The sequence below is a fragment of the Streptomyces sp. NBC_00286 genome, assembly GCF_036173125.1.
Taxonomy (GTDB): Bacteria; Actinomycetota; Actinomycetes; order Streptomycetales; family Streptomycetaceae; genus Streptomyces.
In genome coordinates, this window is sequence record NZ_CP108054.1 from 8,732,804 (window position 1) to 8,753,012 (window position 20,209).

The 20,209-nt window shown below is 69.3% G+C and carries 16 protein-coding genes and 2 pseudogenes; 16 read left to right on the top strand and 2 right to left on the bottom strand.

Translation table 11 applies throughout. The features are described 5' to 3' along the window. Window positions 1–5: 5 nt before the first annotated feature. The 15 genes and pseudogenes from kdpA (at window position 6) to ung (ending at window position 17,035) form a co-directional block, all read left to right on the top strand. Window positions 6–1,670, top strand: a complete 1,665-nt coding sequence (gene kdpA, locus OHT21_RS39465; RefSeq protein WP_328773043.1) for a potassium-transporting ATPase subunit KdpA — start codon at window positions 6–8, stop codon at window positions 1,668–1,670. Then, a complete protein-coding gene (gene kdpB, locus OHT21_RS39470) occupies window positions 1,667–3,811 on the top strand; it encodes a potassium-transporting ATPase subunit KdpB (protein WP_328773044.1) in 2,145 nt (714 codons plus the stop codon). Before kdpA ends, kdpB begins: the two co-directional genes overlap by 4 nt. 5 nt (window positions 3,812–3,816) lie before the next feature. Then, window positions 3,817–4,431, top strand: coding sequence for a potassium-transporting ATPase subunit KdpC (kdpC, locus tag OHT21_RS39475; protein WP_328773045.1), 615 nt, complete (start codon window positions 3,817–3,819; stop codon window positions 4,429–4,431). Between the two features lie 150 nt (window positions 4,432–4,581). Beyond that, window positions 4,582–5,266: pseudogene (locus tag OHT21_RS39480) on the top strand (response regulator). A 73-nt stretch (window positions 5,267–5,339) separates the two neighbouring features. Then, a complete protein-coding gene (locus OHT21_RS39485; RefSeq protein ID WP_328773046.1) occupies window positions 5,340–7,886 on the top strand; it encodes a sensor histidine kinase KdpD in 2,547 nt (848 codons plus the stop codon). Window positions 7,887–8,582: 696 nt separating this feature from the next. Continuing rightward, complete coding sequence (locus OHT21_RS39490; protein ID WP_328773047.1) at window positions 8,583–9,434, top strand: potassium transporter TrkG; 852 nt, start codon at window positions 8,583–8,585, stop codon at window positions 9,432–9,434. Further along, the gene (locus OHT21_RS39495; protein WP_328773048.1) at window positions 9,427–10,149 is read left to right on the top strand and encodes a potassium channel family protein; all 723 of its coding nucleotides are present in this window, start codon (window positions 9,427–9,429) and stop codon (window positions 10,147–10,149) included. The genes OHT21_RS39490 and OHT21_RS39495 overlap by 8 nt, the downstream gene beginning before the upstream one ends. A 320-nt stretch (window positions 10,150–10,469) precedes the next feature. Next, the gene (locus tag OHT21_RS39500) at window positions 10,470–11,126 is read left to right on the top strand and encodes a DUF1707 SHOCT-like domain-containing protein (protein WP_328773049.1); all 657 of its coding nucleotides are present in this window, start codon (window positions 10,470–10,472) and stop codon (window positions 11,124–11,126) included. A 66-nt stretch (window positions 11,127–11,192) separates the two neighbouring features. Then, the gene (locus tag OHT21_RS39505; protein WP_328773050.1) at window positions 11,193–11,477 is read left to right on the top strand and encodes a hypothetical protein; all 285 of its coding nucleotides are present in this window, start codon (window positions 11,193–11,195) and stop codon (window positions 11,475–11,477) included. A gap of 127 nt (window positions 11,478–11,604) precedes the next feature. Continuing rightward, complete coding sequence (locus tag OHT21_RS39510) at window positions 11,605–12,372, top strand: HipA family kinase (RefSeq protein ID WP_328773051.1); 768 nt, start codon at window positions 11,605–11,607, stop codon at window positions 12,370–12,372. Continuing rightward, window positions 12,369–12,779, top strand: coding sequence for a DUF3037 domain-containing protein (locus OHT21_RS39515; protein WP_328773052.1), 411 nt, complete (start codon window positions 12,369–12,371; stop codon window positions 12,777–12,779). The genes OHT21_RS39510 and OHT21_RS39515 overlap by 4 nt, the downstream gene beginning before the upstream one ends. Window positions 12,780–12,914: 135 nt before the next feature. Further along, window positions 12,915–13,676 carry a 3-oxoacyl-ACP reductase FabG gene (gene fabG, locus OHT21_RS39520; protein ID WP_328773053.1) on the top strand — a complete coding sequence of 254 codons (762 nt, stop codon included), beginning with the start codon at window positions 12,915–12,917 and terminating at the stop codon, window positions 13,674–13,676. A gap of 17 nt (window positions 13,677–13,693) precedes the next feature. Then, window positions 13,694–14,452 carry an SDR family oxidoreductase gene (locus OHT21_RS39525; protein WP_328773054.1) on the top strand — a complete coding sequence of 253 codons (759 nt, stop codon included), beginning with the start codon at window positions 13,694–13,696 and terminating at the stop codon, window positions 14,450–14,452. Window positions 14,453–14,654: 202 nt separating this feature from the next. Beyond that, window positions 14,655–16,235 carry an ABC transporter substrate-binding protein gene (locus tag OHT21_RS39530; protein WP_328773055.1) on the top strand — a complete coding sequence of 527 codons (1,581 nt, stop codon included), beginning with the start codon at window positions 14,655–14,657 and terminating at the stop codon, window positions 16,233–16,235. Window positions 16,236–16,351: 116 nt separating this feature from the next. After that, entirely contained in the window at window positions 16,352–17,035 is a 684-nt protein-coding gene (ung, locus tag OHT21_RS39535; protein ID WP_328773056.1) for a uracil-DNA glycosylase, read from the top strand. Window positions 17,036–17,628: 593 nt separating this feature from the next. Here the strand turns inward: ung and OHT21_RS39540 are convergent. Together OHT21_RS39540 and OHT21_RS39545 are read right to left on the bottom strand one after the other, a co-directional pair. Further along, window positions 17,629–18,141 (bottom strand): DinB family protein, encoded by a 513-nt coding sequence (locus OHT21_RS39540; RefSeq protein WP_328773057.1) that lies wholly within the window; start codon window positions 18,139–18,141, stop codon window positions 17,629–17,631. A gap of 60 nt (window positions 18,142–18,201) precedes the next feature. Continuing rightward, window positions 18,202–18,792, bottom strand: coding sequence for a TetR/AcrR family transcriptional regulator (locus tag OHT21_RS39545; RefSeq protein ID WP_328773058.1), 591 nt, complete (start codon window positions 18,790–18,792; stop codon window positions 18,202–18,204). Window positions 18,793–18,925: 133 nt separating this feature from the next. Between OHT21_RS39545 and OHT21_RS39550 the strand changes: the two are divergent. Continuing rightward, window positions 18,926–20,171: pseudogene (locus tag OHT21_RS39550) on the top strand (FAD-dependent monooxygenase). Window positions 20,172–20,209: the final 38 nt, after the last annotated feature.

Below are 20,209 nucleotides of genomic sequence, written 5' to 3' on the forward strand. Positions count from 1 at the left end.
CCGAGATGAGTCCCGTACTTGCTGACGTGCTCGTGGTGACCGCGCTGATCGGCGCGCTCGCCCTGGTGCACCGTCCTCTCGGCGACTACATGGCCGCCGTCTACAGCTCCACGAAGCACCTCCGGGTCGAGAAGTGGATCTACCGGTCCGTCGGTGCCAACCCCGACGCGGAAATGCGCTGGCCCGCCTACCTGCGCGGGGTGCTGGCGTTCTCCGCTGTCAGCGTGCTCTTCCTCTACCTGCTGCAGCGCATCCAGGACAAGCTGCCGCTTTCTCTCGGGTTCAAGCCGATCACGCCGGACCAGGCGTTCAACACGGCCGCCTCCTTTGTGTCCAACACGAACTGGCAGTCGTACTCGGGTGAGGCGGCGATGAGCCACGTCACCCAGACCATGGGCCTGGCGGTGCAGAACTTCGTCTCCTCGGCTGTCGGCATCGCCGTCGCGGTGGCGCTGGTGCGCGGTTTCGCCCGGTCCCGGACCGGGGATCTGGGCAACTTCTGGGCGGACCTGGTGCGCGGCACCGTCCGCATCCTGATCCCGATCTCCGTGGTCGCGGCCGTGATCCTGATCGCCGCGGGGGCCATCCAGAACTTCGGCGGCATCCACAGCATCACCACGCTCACCGGCGACAAGCAGGCCATCAGCCCGGGCGCGGTCGCCTCGCAGGAGGCCATCAAGGACCTGGGCACCAACGGCGGTGGCTTCTTCAACGCCAACTCCTCGCACCCGTTCGAGAACCCCAACGGCTTCACGAACTGGCTGGAGATCTTCCTGCTGCTGGTGATCCCGTTCTCGCTGCCGCGCACCTTCGGCAAGATGGTCGGCTCGGTCAAGCAGGGCTACGCCATCGTCGCGGCCATGGGCGTCATCTGGTTCCTCGGAGTGGTCGCCGTGACCATCACCGAGTACGCCCACCCGGGCACCGCCTCGCAGATCGCGGGCGGCGCGATGGAGGGCAAGGAGCAGCGCTTCGGCGAGGGCAACTCCTCGCTGTTCGCGGTGTCCACGACGATGACCTCGACCGGTTCGGTCAACTCCTTCCACGACTCCTTCAGCGGCCTGTCCGGCGGCGTACTGCTGCTCGGCATGATGCTCGGCGAGATCGCGCCCGGCGGTGTCGGCTCCGGCCTCTACGGGATGCTGATCATGGCGATCATCGCGGTGTTCATCGCCGGCCTGATGGTGGGCCGTACGCCCGAGTACCTGGGCAAGAAGCTCGGCTCGCGCGAGATCAAGCTGGCGGCGGCCTACATCCTGATCACTCCGGCACTGGTGCTGGTCGGCACGGCGCTGGCGATGGCGCTGGGCAAGGGCGAGTCGTCCATGACCAACGTCGGGGCGCACGGCTTCTCCGAGGTGCTGTACGCCTATACCTCGGCGTCGAACAACAACGGGTCGGCGTTCGCCGGGTTCGCGGCGAACACCGAGTACCACAACACGATGCTCGGCCTGTGCATGCTGCTGGGCCGCTTCGTGCCGATGGTGTTCGTGCTGGCGCTGGCCGGTTCGCTCGCCGAGCAGAAGCCGGTGCCGGCCACCGCGGGGACGCTCCGCACGGAGAAGCCGCTGTTCACCGGCCTGCTGGTCGGCGCGATCCTGATCATCACCGGTCTGACCTTCTTCCCGGCCCTCGCGCTGGGCCCGCTCGCCGAGGGGCTGGCGGCATGACGACCAACACGCAGAAAACCGACGTAACGAAGCAGGACTCCATGTCCACTCCCACCCTTGCGCCCCATCAGGACGCACCGACTGGGCACAAGGCTCCCGACGGCCGGGTCGGCGCGGGCCTGTTCGACCCCAAGCAGTTGGTCAAGTCGCTGCCGGACGCCTTCCGCAAGCTCGACCCGCGGGTGATGGTCAAGTCGCCCGTGATGTTCGTGGTGCTTGTCGGCTCGGTGCTGACCACCGCCTTCTCCTTCAAGGACCCGGGCGACTGGTTCGGCTGGACCATCAGTGCCTGGCTGTGGCTGACCGTGATCTTCGCCAACCTCGCGGAGGCGGTCGCCGAGGGCCGCGGCAAGGCTCAGGCCGACACGCTGCGCAAGGCCAAGACCGACACCGTCGCCCGGCGTCTTGGCAAGGACGGCACGACCGAGGAGCGGATCCCGGGCACCGAGCTGAAGATCGGCGATCTGGTCGTCTGCGAGGCCGGCGACATCATCCCCGGCGACGGCGATGTCATCGAGGGCGTCGCCTCGGTGGACGAGTCGGCGATCACCGGCGAGTCCGCGCCCGTCATCCGCGAGTCCGGCGGCGACCGAAGCGCCGTCACCGGCGGTACGAAGGTGCTCTCCGACCGGATCGTCATCCGTATCACGACCAAGCCGGGCGAGACCTTCATCGACCGGATGATCAACCTGGTCGAGGGTGCCGCACGGCAGAAGACGCCGAACGAGATCGCGCTGAACATCCTGCTCGCCTCGCTGACGATCATCTTCCTGCTGGCGGTGGCGACCCTGCCGCCGTTCGCGGACTACGCCGGTACGCATCTGACGATGATCGTGCTGGTGGCCCTGCTGGTCTGCCTCATCCCGACCACGATCGGCGCGCTGCTCTCGGCGATCGGCATCGCCGGCATGGACCGGCTGGTGCAGCGGAACGTACTCGCCATGTCCGGCAGGGCGGTCGAGGCGGCCGGCGACGTGTCGACGCTGCTACTCGACAAGACCGGCACCATCACCCTCGGCAACCGGCAGGCGTCGGAGTTCGTGCCGGTGCACGGTACGACGGAGGCCGAGGTCGCCGATGCCGCCCAGTTGTCGTCGCTGGCCGACGAGACGCCGGAGGGCCGCTCCATCGTCGTACTCGCGAAGGAGAAGTACGGCCTGCGCGAGCGCCACCAGGGCGAACTGGTCGGCGCCGAGTGGATCGAGTTCACCGCGCAGACCCGCATGTCGGGCGTGGACGTCGACGGGCGCAAGGTCCGCAAGGGGGCGGCCGGTTCCGTCATCGCCTGGGTGCGGGAGCAGGGCGGCGAGGTCGCCGACGACGCCGACGGGATCGCGAACAAGATCTCCGAGGCGGGCGGTACGCCGCTGCTGGTCGCCGTTCACGACGACCGGGGTGCCCGGGTGCTGGGTGTCATCCACCTCAAGGACGTGGTCAAGGAGGGCATGCGAGAGCGGTTCGAGGAGCTGCGCCGCATGGGCATCAAGACCGTCATGATCACCGGTGACAACCCGCTGACCGCCAAGGCGATCGCGGGCGAGGCGGGCGTGGACGACTTCCTCGCGGAGGCCACGCCCGAGGACAAGATGGCGCTGATCAAGCGGGAGCAGGCAGGCGGCAAGCTGGTCGCGATGACCGGCGACGGCACCAACGACGCCCCGGCCCTGGCCCAGGCGGACGTCGGCGTGGCGATGAACACGGGCACGTCGGCCGCCAAGGAGGCCGGCAACATGGTCGACCTCGACTCCAACCCGACCAAGCTCATCGAGATCGTCGAGATCGGCAAGCAACTCCTCATCACCCGGGGCGCGTTGACGACGTTCTCCATCGCCAACGACGTGGCGAAGTACTTCGCGATCATCCCGGCGCTGTTCGCCGTCGCCTACCCCTCGCTGGACAAGCTCAACATCATGGGCCTGGCCTCGCCGGAGTCGGCGATCCTGTCCGCGGTCATCTTCAACGCACTGATCATCATCGCGCTGGTCCCGCTGTCCCTGAAGGGCGTGCAGTACCGGCCGGGCAGCGCGGACAAGATGCTGCGCCGCAACCTCACGATCTACGGCCTGGGCGGGCTGGTCGCTCCGTTCATCGGCATCAAGATCATCGACCTGCTCATCTCGCTCATCCCCGGGATCGGGTGAAGGACATGAATACCTCTCTCGTGAACACCGGCCGCATGGTCTGGGCCGCCCTGCGCATGCTGCTCGTCCTCACCGTCGTGACCGGCATCGTCTATCCGCTGGTGGTCACCGGCATCGGGCAGGCCCTGTTCAACGACAAGGCCAACAGTTCGATCGTGAAGGTCGACGGCAAGGAGGTCGGCTCCAAGCTGATCGGGCAGAGCTGGAACCTGCCGGGCACCGACAAGCCGGACCCGAAGTGGTTCCAGGGACGGCCCTCCAACAGCGGCTACGACCCCCTGTCGACCGGCTCGAGCCAGCTGGGCGCCGGCGACCCGACGCTCGTCAAGAACGTCAAGGCCGCCAAGCAGCGGGTCGCCGCCTTCAACGGCGTACCCGAGTCCGAGGTGCCCAAGGACGCGGTCACCGGCTCGGCCTCCGCGATCGACCCGCACATCTCCCCGGCGTACGCCGACATCCAGGTCCAGCGTGTCGCCGAGAACAACGGGCTCACCGTGGGGCAGGTCCGGAAGCTGGTCGACGAGCACACCGACGGCCGCACCCTCGGCTTCATGGGCGAGCCCCACGTCAACGTCCTGGAGCTCAACATCGCGCTCAAGGAACTCGTGGCGAAGAGCTGATGGGTTCATCCGAACGGCGCCGGAGCCGGTGGCTCGGGACATCTGTCCGGGCCACCGGCTCCCGCCGCCATGACGCCTTGCAGTCCCTGCCCTCAGTCCCTGCGGACCGCTCCGCTCCCGTGCACGACACGACAGGAAAGGCGCACACCGATGACCCGGGTGCTGGTCGTGGAGGGACGACCCCCAGCTCGTACGCGCGCTCGTCATCAACCTGCAGGCCCGCCACTACGGCGTCGACGCGGCCCCGGACGGCGCCACGGCCCTGCGGCTGGCTGCCGCGCGCCAGCCCGACGTGGTCGTCCTCGACCTGGGACTGCCGGACATGGACGGCGTCGACGTCATCAAGGCGCTGCGCGGCTGGACCCGGGTACCGATCCTGGTGCTGTCCGCCCGGCGGGCATCCGGCGAGAAGGTGACGGCCCTGGACGCGGGCGCCGACGACTACATCACCAAGCCCTTCAGCATGGACGAACTCCTGGCCCGGCTGCGGGCCGCCGTCCGCCGCACCGAGAGCGTACCGCTCGAACCCGAGATGACCCTGGTCAAGACGGACGAGTTCACCGTCGACCTGGCCGCGAAGAAGGTCCACCGCGGCGGAGGTGACGTGCGCCTGACCCCGACGGAATGGCACCTGCTGGAGATCCTGGTGACGAACCCGGGCCGCCTCGTCACACAGAAGCGGCTCCTGCACGAGGTCTGGGGTGTTTCCCAGGGCAACAAGACCAACTACCTGCGGGTGTACATGGCCCAGCTGAGGCGCAAACTCGAAGCGGACCCCTCACACCCGCGCTATCTCATCACCGAACCTGGCATGGGATACCGCTTCGAGGAGTGACCCCCGCTCCGGCCGCCCTCCCGCCGGCCACCGCACGACCGCACATCACCGCAGAGACGAGAAACTGAAGCCCATGGGACGCGGCAAGCTACGCATCTACCTCGGCGCGGCACCGGGCGTCGGCAAGACCTACGCCATGCTCTCCGAGGCCCACCGCCGTATGGAGCGGGGCACCGACTGCGTGGTCGGCTTCGTGGAGCACCATGACCGGCCGCGTACTGAGGTGATGCTGCACGGCCTGGAAGTCATGCCGCGCCGGGAGATCGAGTACCGCGGCACGACGTTCACGGAGATGGACGTCGACGCGGTCCTCGCTCGCCGACCCAAGGTGGCGCTGGTGGACGAGCTGGCGCACACCAACATCCCCGGCTCGCGCAACACCAAGCGCTGGCAGGACGTCGAGGAGCTGCTGGCCGCCGGCATCGACGTGATATCCACGGTGAACATCCAGCACCTGGAGTCGCTCGGCGACGTCGTCGAGTCGATCACCGGCATCCGGCAGAAGGAGACCGTCCCCGACGAGGTGGTGCGCCGCGCCGACCAGATCGAACTGGTCGACATGTCCCCGCAGGCGCTGCGCCGCCGGATGGCGCACGGCAACATCTACCAGCCCGACAAGGTCGATGCGGCCCTGTCGAACTACTTCCGGCCCGGCAACCTCACAGCGCTGCGCGAGCTGGCGCTGCTGTGGGTGGCCGACCGGGTCGACGAGTACCTGCAGCAGTACCGCGGGGAGCACGACATCCGCTCCACCTGGCAGGCCCGCGAGCGCATCGTCGTGGGGCTGACCGGCGGCCCCGAGGGGCGGACGCTCGTACGCCGTGCCGTGCGGCTGGCGGAGAAGGGCGCCGGCGGCGAGGTCATCGCCGTGTACATCGGCCGCAGCGACGGCCTGACCTCCGCCTCGCCCAAGGAACTCGCCGTCCAGCGCACCCTGGTGGAGGACCTGGGCGGCACCTTCCACCACGTCATCGGCGACGACATCCCGACCGCGCTGCTGGAGTTCGCCCGCGGCGTCAACGCCACCCAGATCGTCCTCGGCGTCTCCCGCCGCAAAACATGGCAGTACATATTCGGCCCCGGCGTCGGCGCCACGGTCGCCCGGGAGTCCGGCCCCGACCTGGACGTCCACCTGATCACCCATGACGAAGCGGGCAAGGGACGCGGGCTGCCCCTCGCCCGGGGCGCCCGCCTCGGGCGCTCCCGGATCATCTGGGGCTGGCTGGTGGGTGTGGCCGGCCCGCTTCTGCTCACGTACGTCCTCACCGGCCTCGACTCGGGCCCGGACCTGACCAACAACGTCCTGCTCTTCCTGACCCTGACGGTCGCGGCGGCGCTGCTCGGCGGTCTGCGCCCGGCACTGGCCTCGGCGACCGCCGGATCACTGCTGCTGAACTACTTCTTCACCCCGCCCGTGCACACCTGGATCATCGCGGATGCGGAGGACGTGGTCGCGATCGCGGTCTTCTTCGCGGTCGCGGTCTCCGTCGCGTCGGTCGTCGACCTGGCCGCCCGCCGCACTCACCAGGCGGCCCGGCTGCGCGCGGAGTCGGAGATCCTCTCCCTTCTGGCGGGCAGTGTGCTGCGCGGGGAGACCAGCCTGGAGGCCCTGCTGGAGCGGGTCCGGGAGACCTTCGCCATGGACTCGGTGGCCCTGCTGGAGCGGGAGAGCGACGTCGACCCGTGGACCTGCGCGGGCCGCGTCGGAAACGCACGCGTGATCGAGCGGCCGGAGGAGGCCGACGTCGACATGCCGGTCGGCGACCACATGGCCCTCGCCCTGTCCGGCCGCGTCCTGCCGGCCGAGGACCGCCGCGTGCTGGCCGCGTTCGCCGCCCAGGCCGCCGTCGTACTGGACCGGCAGCGGCTCCAAGTGCAGGCCGGCCAGGCCAAGGAACTGGCCGAGGGCAACCGCATCCGCACCGCGCTGCTTGCCGCGGTCAGCCACGACCTGCGCACCCCGCTGGCCGCCATCAAGGCGTCCGTGTCCTCGCTGCGCTCCGACGACGTGGCCTGGTCCGAGGAGGACCAGGCGGAGCTGCTGGCGAGCATCGAGGAGGGCGCCGACCGGCTCGGCGGTCTGGTGGACAACCTGCTGGACATGTCCCGGCTGCAGACGGGCACGGTCACCCCGCTGATCCGGGAGATCGACCTCGACGAGGTGGTCCCGATGGCCCTGGTGGGCGTGCCCGAGGACAGCGTCGGCCTCGACATCCCCGAGACGCTGCCCATGGTCGCCGTCGACAAGGGGCTGCTGGAGCGGGCGGTCGCCAACGTCGTGGAGAACGCCGTCAAGTACAGCCCCGATGGCCGGCCCGTCCACGTCTCCGCCAGCGCGCTCGGCAACCGTGTCGAGTTGCGGGTCGCGGACCGCGGCCCTGGTGTGCCCGACGAGGCCAAGGAGCGCATCTTCGAGCCGTTCCAGCGCCACGGCGACGCCCCACGCGGCGCAGGCGTCGGTCTCGGCCTCGCGGTCGCCCGGGGTTTCGCCGAGGCCATGGGCGGCACCCTCAACGCCGAGGACACCCCCGGCGGCGGGCTCACCATGGTCCTCACGCTTCAGACGGCCCCCGGCCGGCCGCCGGCCCGCCCCGATGTGCCGGCCACAACGATGACGTAACGGCCGCGCCGCCGCACCCGTGTGAGGGTGCGCACGGTGTCTCCCGCTCGCGTGTTCGGTTAGGGTGTGCCGCCGGGATCTTGGCCCCGACCTGTCGGACCCTCGACGATGTCTTGGCGGGATACGACAGGTGGAGGAGCGCAAGCGTGACCGGACGTGCAGTGGCGCGGCCGACGGGGGCAGCACGCCCTTCCAAGGCGGCACGGAGATGGCAGGCACTGTTCACGGCGCACCCCGCGCGCACCGTGGTCACGGCCTTCGGCACGGTGATCCTGCTCGGCACCGTCCTGCTGATGCTGCCCGTCGCCAGCGAGAACGGCTCCTCCGCGGACTTCGTGACAGCGCTCTTCACCTCCACCTCCGCGGTCTGCGTCACCGGCCTCGTGGTGGTGGACACCGGCACGTACTGGAGCGGCTTCGGGGAAGGCGTGATCCTGACCCTGTTCCAGGTCGGCGGCTTCGGCATCATGACCATGGCCTCCCTGCTGGGCCTGCTGATCTCCGGCAAGCTGCGGCTGCGGATGCAGCTGACCGCGCAGGCCGAGACCAAGAGCCTGGGCATCGGCGACGTACGCAAGGTGCTGCTCGGCGTGGCCGGCTGCACTCTGATGGTGGAGTTCGCCGTCGGCGCCGTACTCGCGCTTCGGCTACGGCGAGTCCATCTGGGACGCCTCGTACCTCGGGTTCTTCCACGCGGTGTCCGCGTTCAACAACGCCGGGTTCGGCCTGCACGCCGACAGCCTCACCATGTACGCCCAGGACCCCTGGGTGACCCTGCCGGTCGCGGTCGCGGTCATCCTCGGCGGCATCGGCTTTCCGGTACTGCTGGAGCTGCTGCGCCACCGCCGCCGCAGGCAGCTCACCGGCCGGCGCCGCTGGTCCCTGCACTTCCGCCTCACGGTGGTCACCACCGCCGTCCTGCTCGCCCTCGGCACCGTGCTGACCTGCGCCCTGGAGTGGGGCAACGACGACACTCTCGGCCCCTTCGACTGGCACAAGAAGATCCTCGCCGGGTTCTTCCACTCCGCCATGTCCCGCACCGCCGGGTTCAACAGCGTCGACGTCGGCGCGATGACGGACGCCACGCTGCTGCTGACGTGCATGCTGATGTTCGTCGGCGGCGGCAGCGCGGGCACCGCGGGCGGCATCAAGGTGTCCACCTTCGCCGTGCTGGGCGCGGCCATGCTGGCCGAGGTGCGCGGCGAGCCGCACTCCGGCGTGCTGGGCCGCAAGCTGGCCCCGCACGTGCTGCGCCAGGCGCTGACCGTCGCCCTGGCCGGCGTGGGATTCGTGATGACCGCGACCCTTGCCCTGCTGGTCGTGGTGGACAAACCCTTCGAGGAGGTGCTCTTCGAGGCGGTGTCCGCCTTCGGCACGGTGGGCCTGTCCACCGGCATCACCGGCGACCTGCCCACCAGTGGCCGGCTGATCGTCATCGTGCTGATGTTCGTCGGCCGGCTCGGCCCGGTCACCCTCGTCTCCGCGCTCGCCCTGCGCGAGCGCACCCGCCGCTACCAGCTACCCGAGGAGCGACCCGTCATTGGCTAACTACCTGCACAACCTGCGCCGCCGCCGCGCCAAGCAGCTCGCGACCCAGTACGCCAACCCCCACGGCGACCAGCGCGTCGCCGTCATCGGCCTCGGCCGCTTCGGCAGCTCCCTCGCCAACGAGCTGATGCGCCGCGGCTGGGACGTCCTGGGCGTCGACACCGACCCCCAGCTCGTCCAGAAGATCAGCGACGACCTCACCCACGCCGCCGTCGCCGACTGCACCGACCCCGAGACGCTGCGGCAACTCGGCGTGCATGAGTTCACCAGCGCCGTGGTCGGCATCGGCACCGACATAGAAGCGTCCATCCTCATCGCCTCCAACCTGCTGGAGGCCGAGGTGCCCAACATCTGGGCCAAGGCCATCAGTCGCCAGCACGGCCAGATCCTCGAACGCCTCGGCGTCCACCACGTCGTCCTGCCCGAGCACGACATGGGCGAGCGCGTCGCCCACCTCGTCACCGGCCGCATGCTGGACTTCATCGAGTTCGACGACGACTACGCCCTGGTCAAGACCGTCGCCCCGGAGGCGGCCACCGGCGTCCCGTTGGGCGAGAGCGGCGTCCGCACCCAGTACGGCGTCACGGTCGTCGGCATCAAACGCCCGGGCGAGGGCTTCACCTACGCCACCGCCGAGACCGTCATCGCCAAGGGCGACGTCATCATCGTCACCGGCAAGATCCAAGCCGTGGAGTCCTTCGCCGAACTCGGCTGAGCCCACGACGGCGACAACGTCGCATATGGGGCTCTGTCAGCGATCACGGGGAGCCGTCACGGTCAGTGAGAGCGGTGTTTGATTCCCGTGTCTGCGCCCGGGGGCGCCGTACCGGATATCGCCAGATGTGACACTCCCTCATGTACGTCGAGGCCGGGCCTCGGCATGATGGATGCCGCGAGCCGTGCGTGAATCGACGCTGACCATCGCCTCTCCGTGATGGGGCCCAGCCGGGATCCATGTCGCGATATAGCGTTAGTCTTCTACTCGTGCCGCTGCCTGCGTCACATGGGGACGTTCGACAGGACCAGGACGGAAGTATGTCGGGAGAGATTTCGCCCACCGGGAAGGACTCCGGCCTCGGAGCGTCGCCCGAGCTGAGGGCCTCTCATGCGGACCGGGACCGGGTGGTGGACGTGCTGCGTATCGCGGCGGGGGACGGCCTGCTGACCGCGGACGAGTTGGACGAGCGCCTGGAAGCTGCTCTGTCGGCGCGTACCGTCAGGGAGCTGACCGCGCTGACCGCTGACCTGCCGGCCGTGTCCGCCTCGACCGGCACTGCCGTAGCGGAGGTCAAGGACGTACTCCGGATCGAGGGGGTTCACAGTGGTGCGGTCAGACATGAGGGGCGCTGGGTGGTGCCGCGGAGGCTGGAGCTGGCCACTGCGTGGTGTGAGGTGACGCTCGACTTCACTCGGGCAGTGATCACGCAGGACACGTTGCGGATCGGCATGGACACGGCAGGCAAGAAGCTGACGCTGATCACCAAGCCAGGCATCGTGGTCGATACCGGCGCCCTGAGCCTCGTACACAGCAAGATCAAGATTCGTCAGGCTCCAGACCAGGGGACGCCGATCACGCTGCGTGTGGAGCTGGTCGGCACGACGACCCACGGCCGCGTCGTGGTACGGCCCGCACGGCGGACCTTCGGACAGTGGCTGCTGCGCAAGCCCACGTCCCTGCCTGCCGGCGATTGACTCCATCGCTGTGGACTGTCGGCCGCGGCTCGGGCGGGTTTGGTCTGCCCCGGGAGAATGCCGGGCGTGGCTCCTTTGCTGACCGACATGTCGTCCGACCGGTTGGACGCGCTGATCAAGCACCCGTTCCACCGGGAGAACGGTGAGTGGCTCGTCAGCTTCATCCAGGACCTGCGTCAGTGCCACGGCGCCGAGGACTTCGTGGCGTTCCAGCGGGAACTTCTGCATGCCACGCTTGCGCGGTGGCTCGGGCACTCCTCGCCCGCGATCACCCTTGGTTACTATGCTCACTTCATGCCGGAGGCCGGAAGTAAGAGGCGAACCGCCATCGACGGGCTGCTCGGGGAGTAGGGGAAACTGCATGCCAGTCGAAACTCCCCAGATTCTCCCCAGGGCCGTTGACGGTCGATTCGCGCTTCCGCGCCCCTCCAGCGGTGGTCGTGGATTTCAAGGTTGAACAGACGGGTGGCCTGGGAAAATGCTGAAAGAGGTCACCGCGACCCGCTACATCACGCCCCTGCGTGAGGGCGGCTCGCTGCCCGGGCTCGTCGAGGCCGATGATCTCGGGACGTACGTCATGAAGTTCACCGGCGCCGGACAAGGGCGGAAGACCCTCGTCGCGGAGGTCGTCTGCGGTGAACTCGCCCGGCGCCTGGGCCTGCGCGTGCCCGGACTGGTCACGATCGGGCTCGATCCGGTCATCGGACTCGGTGAACCGGACGAGGAAGTACAGGAGTTGCTCAAGTCGAGCGGTGGGCTGAACCTCGGGATGGAGTTCCTGTCCCGCGCGATCGGCTTCGACGCTCTCGCGCACCCGGTGAGCCCTGAAGAGGCCGGGAAGATCGTCTGGTTCGACGCCTTGATCAACAACGTCGACCGATCATGGCGTAACCCCAATTTGCTTATGTGGCAGGGCGAACTGTGGCTCATCGACCACGGCGCCACGATGATCTGGCACCACAACTGGCCCGGCGCACCCGCCTCCGCGGCCCGTCCGTACGACGCCACCGACCACGCCCTCGCACCCTTCGGCCCCGATATCGCCTCCGCCGCCGTTCAGTTGGCGCCGCTGGTCACGGAGGAACTGGTCGCCGAGGTGACCGCCGAGATCCCCGAGGTCTGGCTGACGGACGAGCCGGGATTCGACTCGGTCGACGCACTCAGGCACGCGTACGCCGAGCCGCTGCTGGCGCGAGCCGCCACCATCCATGAGCGCATCGAGACCGGTGAGGTGAGGGCGAAGTGAGCGGGCGGGAAACGGGCGGCGGGCGCGACGGTCGTGACGTGTACGAGTACGCGTTGCTGCGCGTAGTGCCGCGCGTCGAGCGGGGGGAGTGCTTCAACGCGGGCGTGCTGGTGTACTGCCGCGCACAGTCGTACGTGGCTGCCCGCACCCATCTCGACGAGGGCAAGCTTCGGGCACTCGACCCGGCGGCGGACGTGGCCGGCGTGCGCGCCGCGCTGCGCGCAGTCGAGGGTGTCTGCGCCGGGGGCGCGGCGGCGGGGCAGGCAGCGAGCGACGACGCGGGGCGGCGCTTCCGCTGGCTGATCGCGCCCCGTTCGACCGTCGTCCAGCCGGGTCCCGTGCACACCGGTCTCACCGCGGATCCCGAGGCCGAGGTCGAGCGGCTTCTCGACCTGCTGGTGAGGTGATGGATCACATGTGCGCGGTGTTTCGTTGACACCGAGTGCCAGGGCTTCTAGCGTCACTTGCGCTGAGGGTACTAAGCGGTCGCTCACTGCAGGGGCGTACCGCATGAGGCTTTTCAAAGGCGAGGAGAACCAGCAATGTCCACCACTGAGCAGCGGGTCGCCGTAGTCACCGGTGCCGCGCGCGGAATCGGCGCCGCGACCGCCGTACGTCTGGCCGCCGAGGGGCGTGCCGTCGCGGTGATCGACCTCGACGAGGCCGCGTGCAAGGACACCGTGGAGAAGATCACCTCCGCCGGCGGCAAGGCGATCGCCGTCGGCTGTGACGTCTCCGACGAGGCCCAGGTCGAAGCCGCCGTGACACGGATCGCCGAGGAACTCGGTGCGCCGACCATCCTCGTGAACAACGCGGGCGTGCTCCGCGACAACCTCCTCTTCAAGATGTCCGCGTCCGACTGGGACACGGTCATGAGCGTGCACCTGCGCGGCGCCTTCCTGATGACGCGGGCCGTCCAGAAGTACATGGTGGAAGCCAAGTTCGGCCGCGTCGTCAACCTCTCCTCGTCCTCGGCGCTCGGCAACCGCGGCCAGGTCAACTACTCGGCCGCCAAGGCCGGCCTGCAGGGCTTCACCAAGACGCTCGCGTTCGAGCTCGGCAAGTTCGGGGTCACCGCGAACGCCGTCGCGCCCGGGTTCATCGTCACCGACATGACCGCCGCCACCGCCGAGCGGGTCGGCATGGGATTCGAGGAGTTCCAGGCCGCTGCCGCCACGCAGATTCCCGTACAGCGCGTCGGCAGGCCGGACGACGTCGCGAACGCGATCGCCTTCTTCACGGGTGACGACGCCGGATTCGTCTCCGGACAGGTGATGTACGTTGCCGGCGGACCGCTCAACTAGAGCCGGGGAAAAGAGACATGACGACTGTGGAACTCTCGGGCAAGGTCGCGCTCATCACCGGCGCGAGCCGCGGTATCGGCTACGGCGTCGCCGAGGCGCTGGTCGCCCGCGGTGACCGGGTGTGCATCACCGGGCGCAACGAGGACGCGCTCAAGGAGGCCGTGGAGAAGCTCGGCGCCGACCGCGTCATCGGCGTCGCGGGCAAGGCCCACGACGAGGCCCACCAGGCAGCCGCCGTCGAGCGCACCATGGAGGCGTTCGGCCGCGTCGACTTCCTGGTCAACAACGCGGGTACGAACCCGGTCTTCGGGCCGATCGCCGAGCTGGACCTCAACGTCGCGCGCAAGGTGTTCGAGACCAACGTCATCTCGGCGCTCGGTTTCGCCCAGCAGACGTGGCGGGCCTGGCAGAGCGAGAACGGCGGTGCGATCGTCAACATCTCCTCCGTCGCCGGCGTCTCGGCTTCGCCTTTCATCGCCGCGTACGGCATCAGCAAGGCCGCCATGATCAACCTGACCGTCCAGCTGGCGCACGAGTTCGCGCCCAAGGTGCGCGTCAACGCGATCGCCCCGGCCGTGGTCAAGACCCAGTTCGCCAAGGCTCTCTACGAGGGCCGCGAGGAGGAAGCGGCCGCGGGCTACCCGCTCGGCCGGCTCGGCATGCCCTCGGACATCGGGGGCACCGCCGCCTTCCTCACCTCGGAGCAGTCGGACTGGATCACCGGGCAGACGCTCGTCGTCGACGGCGGGATCTTCCTCAACGCGGGGGTCGGCTGACGGTCGCGGTGGGCGCCTGTGCGGCCGGTGCAAAGCCGCGCGGGCGCCCTTCGCTGTCCGTCGCGCGAAAGATGAACACCATTCCCACACGGCACGGACATAGCCGCTGATCAAGGGCACTGCCAGGGCGACGTCCCAAGGGGCCCGGCGCTGCGGTATCGTCTGGCCACCCTTGTGGTAGGGCCGATCGAGGAGCGTGCGCGTGTTCAAGCGGGACAGGTACCTGCGTCAGATGGGGGCGATCACGTCCATAGCCCTGGTCGCCGGATGCGGTGTCTTCTCCTCGGGCTCCTCCGACGACGGGAAGCCGATCGTCGTGGGGACGACCAGCCAGCCCAGCACCCTGGATCCGGCGGCCGCCTGGGACAGCTCCTGGGAGCTGTTCCGCAACGTCCACCAGACTCTGCTCAACTTCCCCGCCGGTGCGTCCCAGCCCGAGCCCGACGCTGCCGAGAGCTGCAGGTTCACCGACAGCTCCAGCTCGGTGTACAGCTGCAAGCTGCAGGAGGGCCTGAAGTTCTCCAACGGGCACACGCTGGACGCGAAGGCCGTCAAGCACTCCATCGACCGGATCAAGAAGATCAACGTCAATGGTGGCCCCGCCGGTCTTCTGACCACCCTCGACCGAGTCGAGACGAAGGGTGACCTCGAGGTCGTCTTCCGTCTGAACCAGCCCGACGCGACGTTCCCCTTCGTCCTCTCCACGCCCGCCATGGCGATCGTGGATCCCGAGGAGTACCCCGCGAACAAGCTCCGCAGCGACGGCGGGGTCACCGGCGCGGGACCGTACCGCCTGGAGTCCTACGAGGACGGCAAGGAAGCCCAGCTCGTCAAGAACGACAGCTACAAGGGCATCGCGCAGCTCAGGAACAGCGCCATCACCATCCGGTACTTCCCGGGGTCGTCCCAGGTCGTCAATGCCCTCAAGAAGAAGCAGATCGACGTCATCTACCGCGGTCTCGGCGCCACCGACGTCGTGGACATCCAGGAGAACGGCGACGACTCGGGGCTCCAGCTCGTCGAGAACCCCACCACCGAGATCAGCTACCTGGTGTTCAACCCCAAGGATCCGTGGTCCAAGAGGCCCGCGGTCCGCAAGGCAATCGCCCAGGTCATCGACCGTCCGGCGCTCGTCCACAACGTCTACAAGGACACCGTCGAGCCGCTGTACTCCATGATCCCCACGGGTCTTGTCGGCCACACCACGGCCTTCTTCGACGACTTCGGGAAGCCGAGCGCCGCCAAGGCCAAGCGGATCCTCGAGCAGGACGGCATCACCGAGCGCGTCCCGCTCACCCTCTGGTACACGACCGACCGCTACGGCTCGCAGACCAAGCCGGCCTTCGAGGAGCTGAAGCGGCAGCTGGAGGCCTCCGACCTGTTCACCGTCACGCTGAAGAGCCGCCCCTGGAAGACCTACGCACCGGGCTACCAGAAGGGCGAGTACCCGGTGTTCGGGCGTGGCTGGAACCCCGACTTCCCCGACGCCGACAACTTCATCGCGCCCTTCGTGGGCGAGCAGAACGCGCTCGGTACCCCCTACGAGGCACCCGAGATCACGGGCCAGCTGATCCCCGAGTCCCGCCGCGAGAGCGACCGGGGTGCCGTGGGCGCCCAGTTCAAGCGGGCCCAGCAGATCCTCGTCGACGACGCGCGGCTGCTGCCGCTGTGGCAGGGCAAGTCGTACGTGGCCGCGAACGAGGAGATCGCCGGTGCCGAGAACTCCATCGACCCGGCGACGATGATGGCGATGTGGGAGCTGTACTGGAAGACCAGCTGGTAGCCGTCGGGTGTTCCGGGGCCGGTCGTCCGCGGCCGGCCCCGGCTCCGAGGCCGGTTGTCAGTGGGTGGCGGTAGGTTCTGTGGTCGGCAAGTGACCGCAAACCGGAGGAAGTTCACGTGACCGACACCGCCATGCTGCCCGAGTCCTGGCGCGGCGTCCTGGGCGAAGAGCTGCAGAAGCCCTACTTCAAGGAGCTCACCGAGTTCGTCGAGGAGGAGCGCGGGAAGGGTCCCGTCTACCCTCCGCGCGAGGAGGTCTTCGCCGCGCTCGACGCCACACCGTACGAGCGGGTGAAGGTACTGATCCTCGGCCAGGATCCGTACCACGGCGAGGGCCAGGGGCATGGCCTGTGTTTCTCCGTCCGCCCAGGGGTGAAGGTCCCGCCGTCGCTGCGGAACATCTACAAGGAGATGCACGAGGAGCTGGGCACCCCCATCCCGGACAACGGCTTTCTGATGCCGTGGGCAGAGCAGGGGGTTCTGCTGCTCAACGCGGTGCTTACGGTCCGTGGCGGCGACGCCAACTCGCACAAGGGCAAGGGCTGGGAGAAGTTCACGGACGCGGTGATCCGGGCGGTGGCCGCGCGGCCCGACCCTGCGGTCTTCGTGCTGTGGGGCAACTACGCCCAGAAGAAGCTGCCCCTGATCGATGAGGAACGGCACGTCGTGGTGAAGGGCGCGCATCCCTCGCCCCTGTCCGCGAAGAAATTCTTCGGCTCGCGCCCGTTCACCCAGATCAACGAGGCGGTCGCCCGGCAGGGCCACACCCCGATCGACTGGCGGATCCCGGACCTGGGCTGACCACTGGCCTCAACCTCGGGCTCAACTCCCGTACGTGTCCCGGCAGATGGTCGCCTCTGGGCTGTCCGGCTGCCATCTGCCGTACTTTCGGCCCAGGTCGCACACGCCCGGGTCCGCCCGACCCGGTCGGTCCGGGACGCGTGGGAGGTCGCGCCGCGTGGGGCGCTGTTCGGGGCGCGGGGGCTCAGGGGTCTTCGGTGGGCCCGAGGGCGTCTGGCGCGGGGCGGTCGTGGGGGATGGGGGCACTGCCGGGCGGGGCGTTGCCGTCGACGTCGAGGGCCGGCGGGGTGGGCCTACGCGGTCCAAGGCCTCCTGCGCCGGGGCCTGCACGAGGTGCTGGTCGGACTCGACCTCGGGGTGCCGTGCCGAGGGGCGGCTCGATGGGGTCGGCGCACCCGGGGCGGGCGGGTGCTGGATGGTCACGCAGCCGGAGAGGGCCGAGACGGCCACGGTGATCAGGAGCGTTGCGGTGTTGGTCGTACGATGCACCCGCGCAACTCTGCTGTGTCCGGCGCCCGTTGGGGAGTGGAGAAGCGCAGGATGCCCCGCACGGGTGAACGGCCCGAGGGTGCCTCGGGGCCAGTCCAGGTGCCTCAGTCGCCGGTGGACCCGTCGATGCGCTCGCGGATCAGATCGGCGTGGCCGTTGTGACGGGCGTACTCCTCGATCATGTGCGTGTAGATCCAGCGCAGGTTGAACCGCTCGCCGGTCCGCCGGTGCTTGCCCTCCGAGATGTCGTCGAGGCCGAAACGGGCCGCATTGCGCCGGGCGACGTCGATCTCGGCCTGCCAGGTGGTGTACGCCTCCTCCCAGGTATCCGTCTCGGAGAGGTGGAACTCCCCGTCCCGGTCCTCCTCGGTGTAGTAGATCGGCCCGGCGTCCTCGTCCGCGAGCACCTTGCGGAACCAGCCGCGCTCCACCTCCGCCATGTGCCGCACCAGTCCCATCAGGGTCAGCTCGGACGGTTCCGCGGAGGCGGTCCTGAGCTGGGTGTCGCTCAGGCCCTCGCATTTCCAGGCGAGCGTCTCGCGGTGGTAGTCCAGCCAGCCCTCCAGCATCGTGCGCTCGTCGGCGGTGGTAGGGGGCTCACGGCGTTCAGTCGTCATCTGCGCATCCTCGCCCGGCCGTTGACGCGGCGCCAGGGGATTTCGCCGGGCTCGGCCGGGTCAGCCACCCAGCATCCCCTCCACCAGCTCCCGCAGCCCCTCCCGCACCTCGTCGAGGCTCGGCACGTCCGCGTGGTACGAGCCCGCCACGCAGGCGAACATCAAGCCGTCGAACCAGGCGACCAGCGACCGGACATGCCGTTCCGGGGAAGGCGAACCCACTGCCGTCAGCATGGTGGTCAGGGCGTCCCGGAAGAGCTGTCCCTGGGCGTCGTAGAACGCGCGCAGCTCCGGGCGGCGCGTGGCCTCCAGGGCCAACTCGTAGCGGGCGACGACCAGTTCACGGTGCCGGGTGAGGGAGCGGTGCACCGCCAGGGACAGGGCTTCGACGAGCGCGTCACGCCCGCCCCGGGGGTCCGGCATCTCATGGATCGCCAGCACCTGCGCCTCGCGCTCCGCGAGTCTGCGCACCGCGGCCTCCAGCAAGGCCAGCCGCGTACGCGCGTGGTTCGACGTTGACCCCTGCGGCAGACCGGCCGCCTCGTCGACCGCGCGGTGTGTGAGGCCGCGCATGCCGCGCTCGGCGAGCAGGTCGAGGGCGGTGTCGGTGATGAGTTCGGCGCGGGTCGGGCCGGTGCTGCGTACGGGCATGAGGTCCAACCTACCGGTCGCACTACACCTGTAGTACGGTCGAAGCGGCCGGACACTACAGGTGTAGTGACATCGGCAATCGCAGACCTCGGGAACCTCAACACCGCAGGAACCGCAGATCACAGGAGGAGACATGGCACAAGCACCCCGCGCGGTCATCGTGGGCGGCGGCATCGGCGGCCTGACCGCGGCGGTGGCGCTGCACCGGCGCGGCGATGGGGGTCCCCCCGCTCGAGCGAAGCCGAGAGTGGGGGAGGGTCACCGTACTGGAGGGGGCCGCTTCGCTCGAACCCGTCGGCGCCGGCATCTCCCTCGCCCCCAACTCCCTCCGCGCCCTCGACGTCATCGGACTCGGCGACGAGATCCGCGAACTGGCCGCCTGGCAGGGCGACGGGGGCCTGCGCACCCCGTCAGGCCGCTGGCTCGTGCGCACCAGCGCGGCGGCCATGACCGAACGCTTCGGCGGGCCGCTCGTCGTGCTGCACCGGGCCGCACTCATCGACCTCCTGGCCGCGCAGCTCCCCGAAGGCACCGTACGCACAGCCGCTCCGGCGAGCCTCATCGACCCGGGCGACCCCGGAGACCGCGGCGATGTCGGCCGACCGGCCCGCGTCAGCACGCCCGACGGCGAGTTGGAGGCCGAGCTCGTCGTCGGCGCGGACGGCATCCACTCCGCCGTACGGCGCTCCCTGTTCCCGGAGCACGGCGGGCCGGTCTACTCCGGGTTCACGACGTGGCGGGTCGTCATCCCGGTGCCGGGCGCCGTCTTCGCCTCGCACGAGACCTGGGGCCGGGGCCGTATCTGGGGCACGCATCCGCTCAAGGACGGCAGGGTCTACGCGTACGCAGCCGCCATGGTCCCGGCCGGCGGACGGGCGCCCGACGACGAGCGCGCCGAACTGGTCCGGCTCTTCGGCGACTGGCACGACCCGATCCCCGCCGTCATCGCCGCCGCACGCCCCGAAGACGTCCTGCGCCACGACGTCCACCACATCTCCGAGCCCCTGCCCGCCTTCCACCGCGGCCGGGTCGCCCTGCTCGGCGACGCCGCGCACGCCATGCCGCCGACGCTGGGCCAGGGCGGGAACCAGGCCATCGAGGACGCCGTCGTACTCGCCCACCGCGCCGACCTCGAGGGGCCCGACCTCGCCACGTACACGGCGGACCGTAAGCCGCGTACGACCGCCATCGTCCGCCAGGCCGTCGGCGCCGCCCGCCTCAACATGATGCGCAGCCGTCCCGGCATCGTCCTGCGCAATGCCGCGGTCGCGATGGTCTCCAAGGCCGGACCCGGCCTCTTCCTGCGGAGCTTCGACTCGATCGCCGACTGGCGGCCACCACAGCCGCCGTATGCTTCGGACCGGGCACACACCCCGTGAGACACCCGCCTAGGCGCCCCTGAGGACCCTGAGGAGAC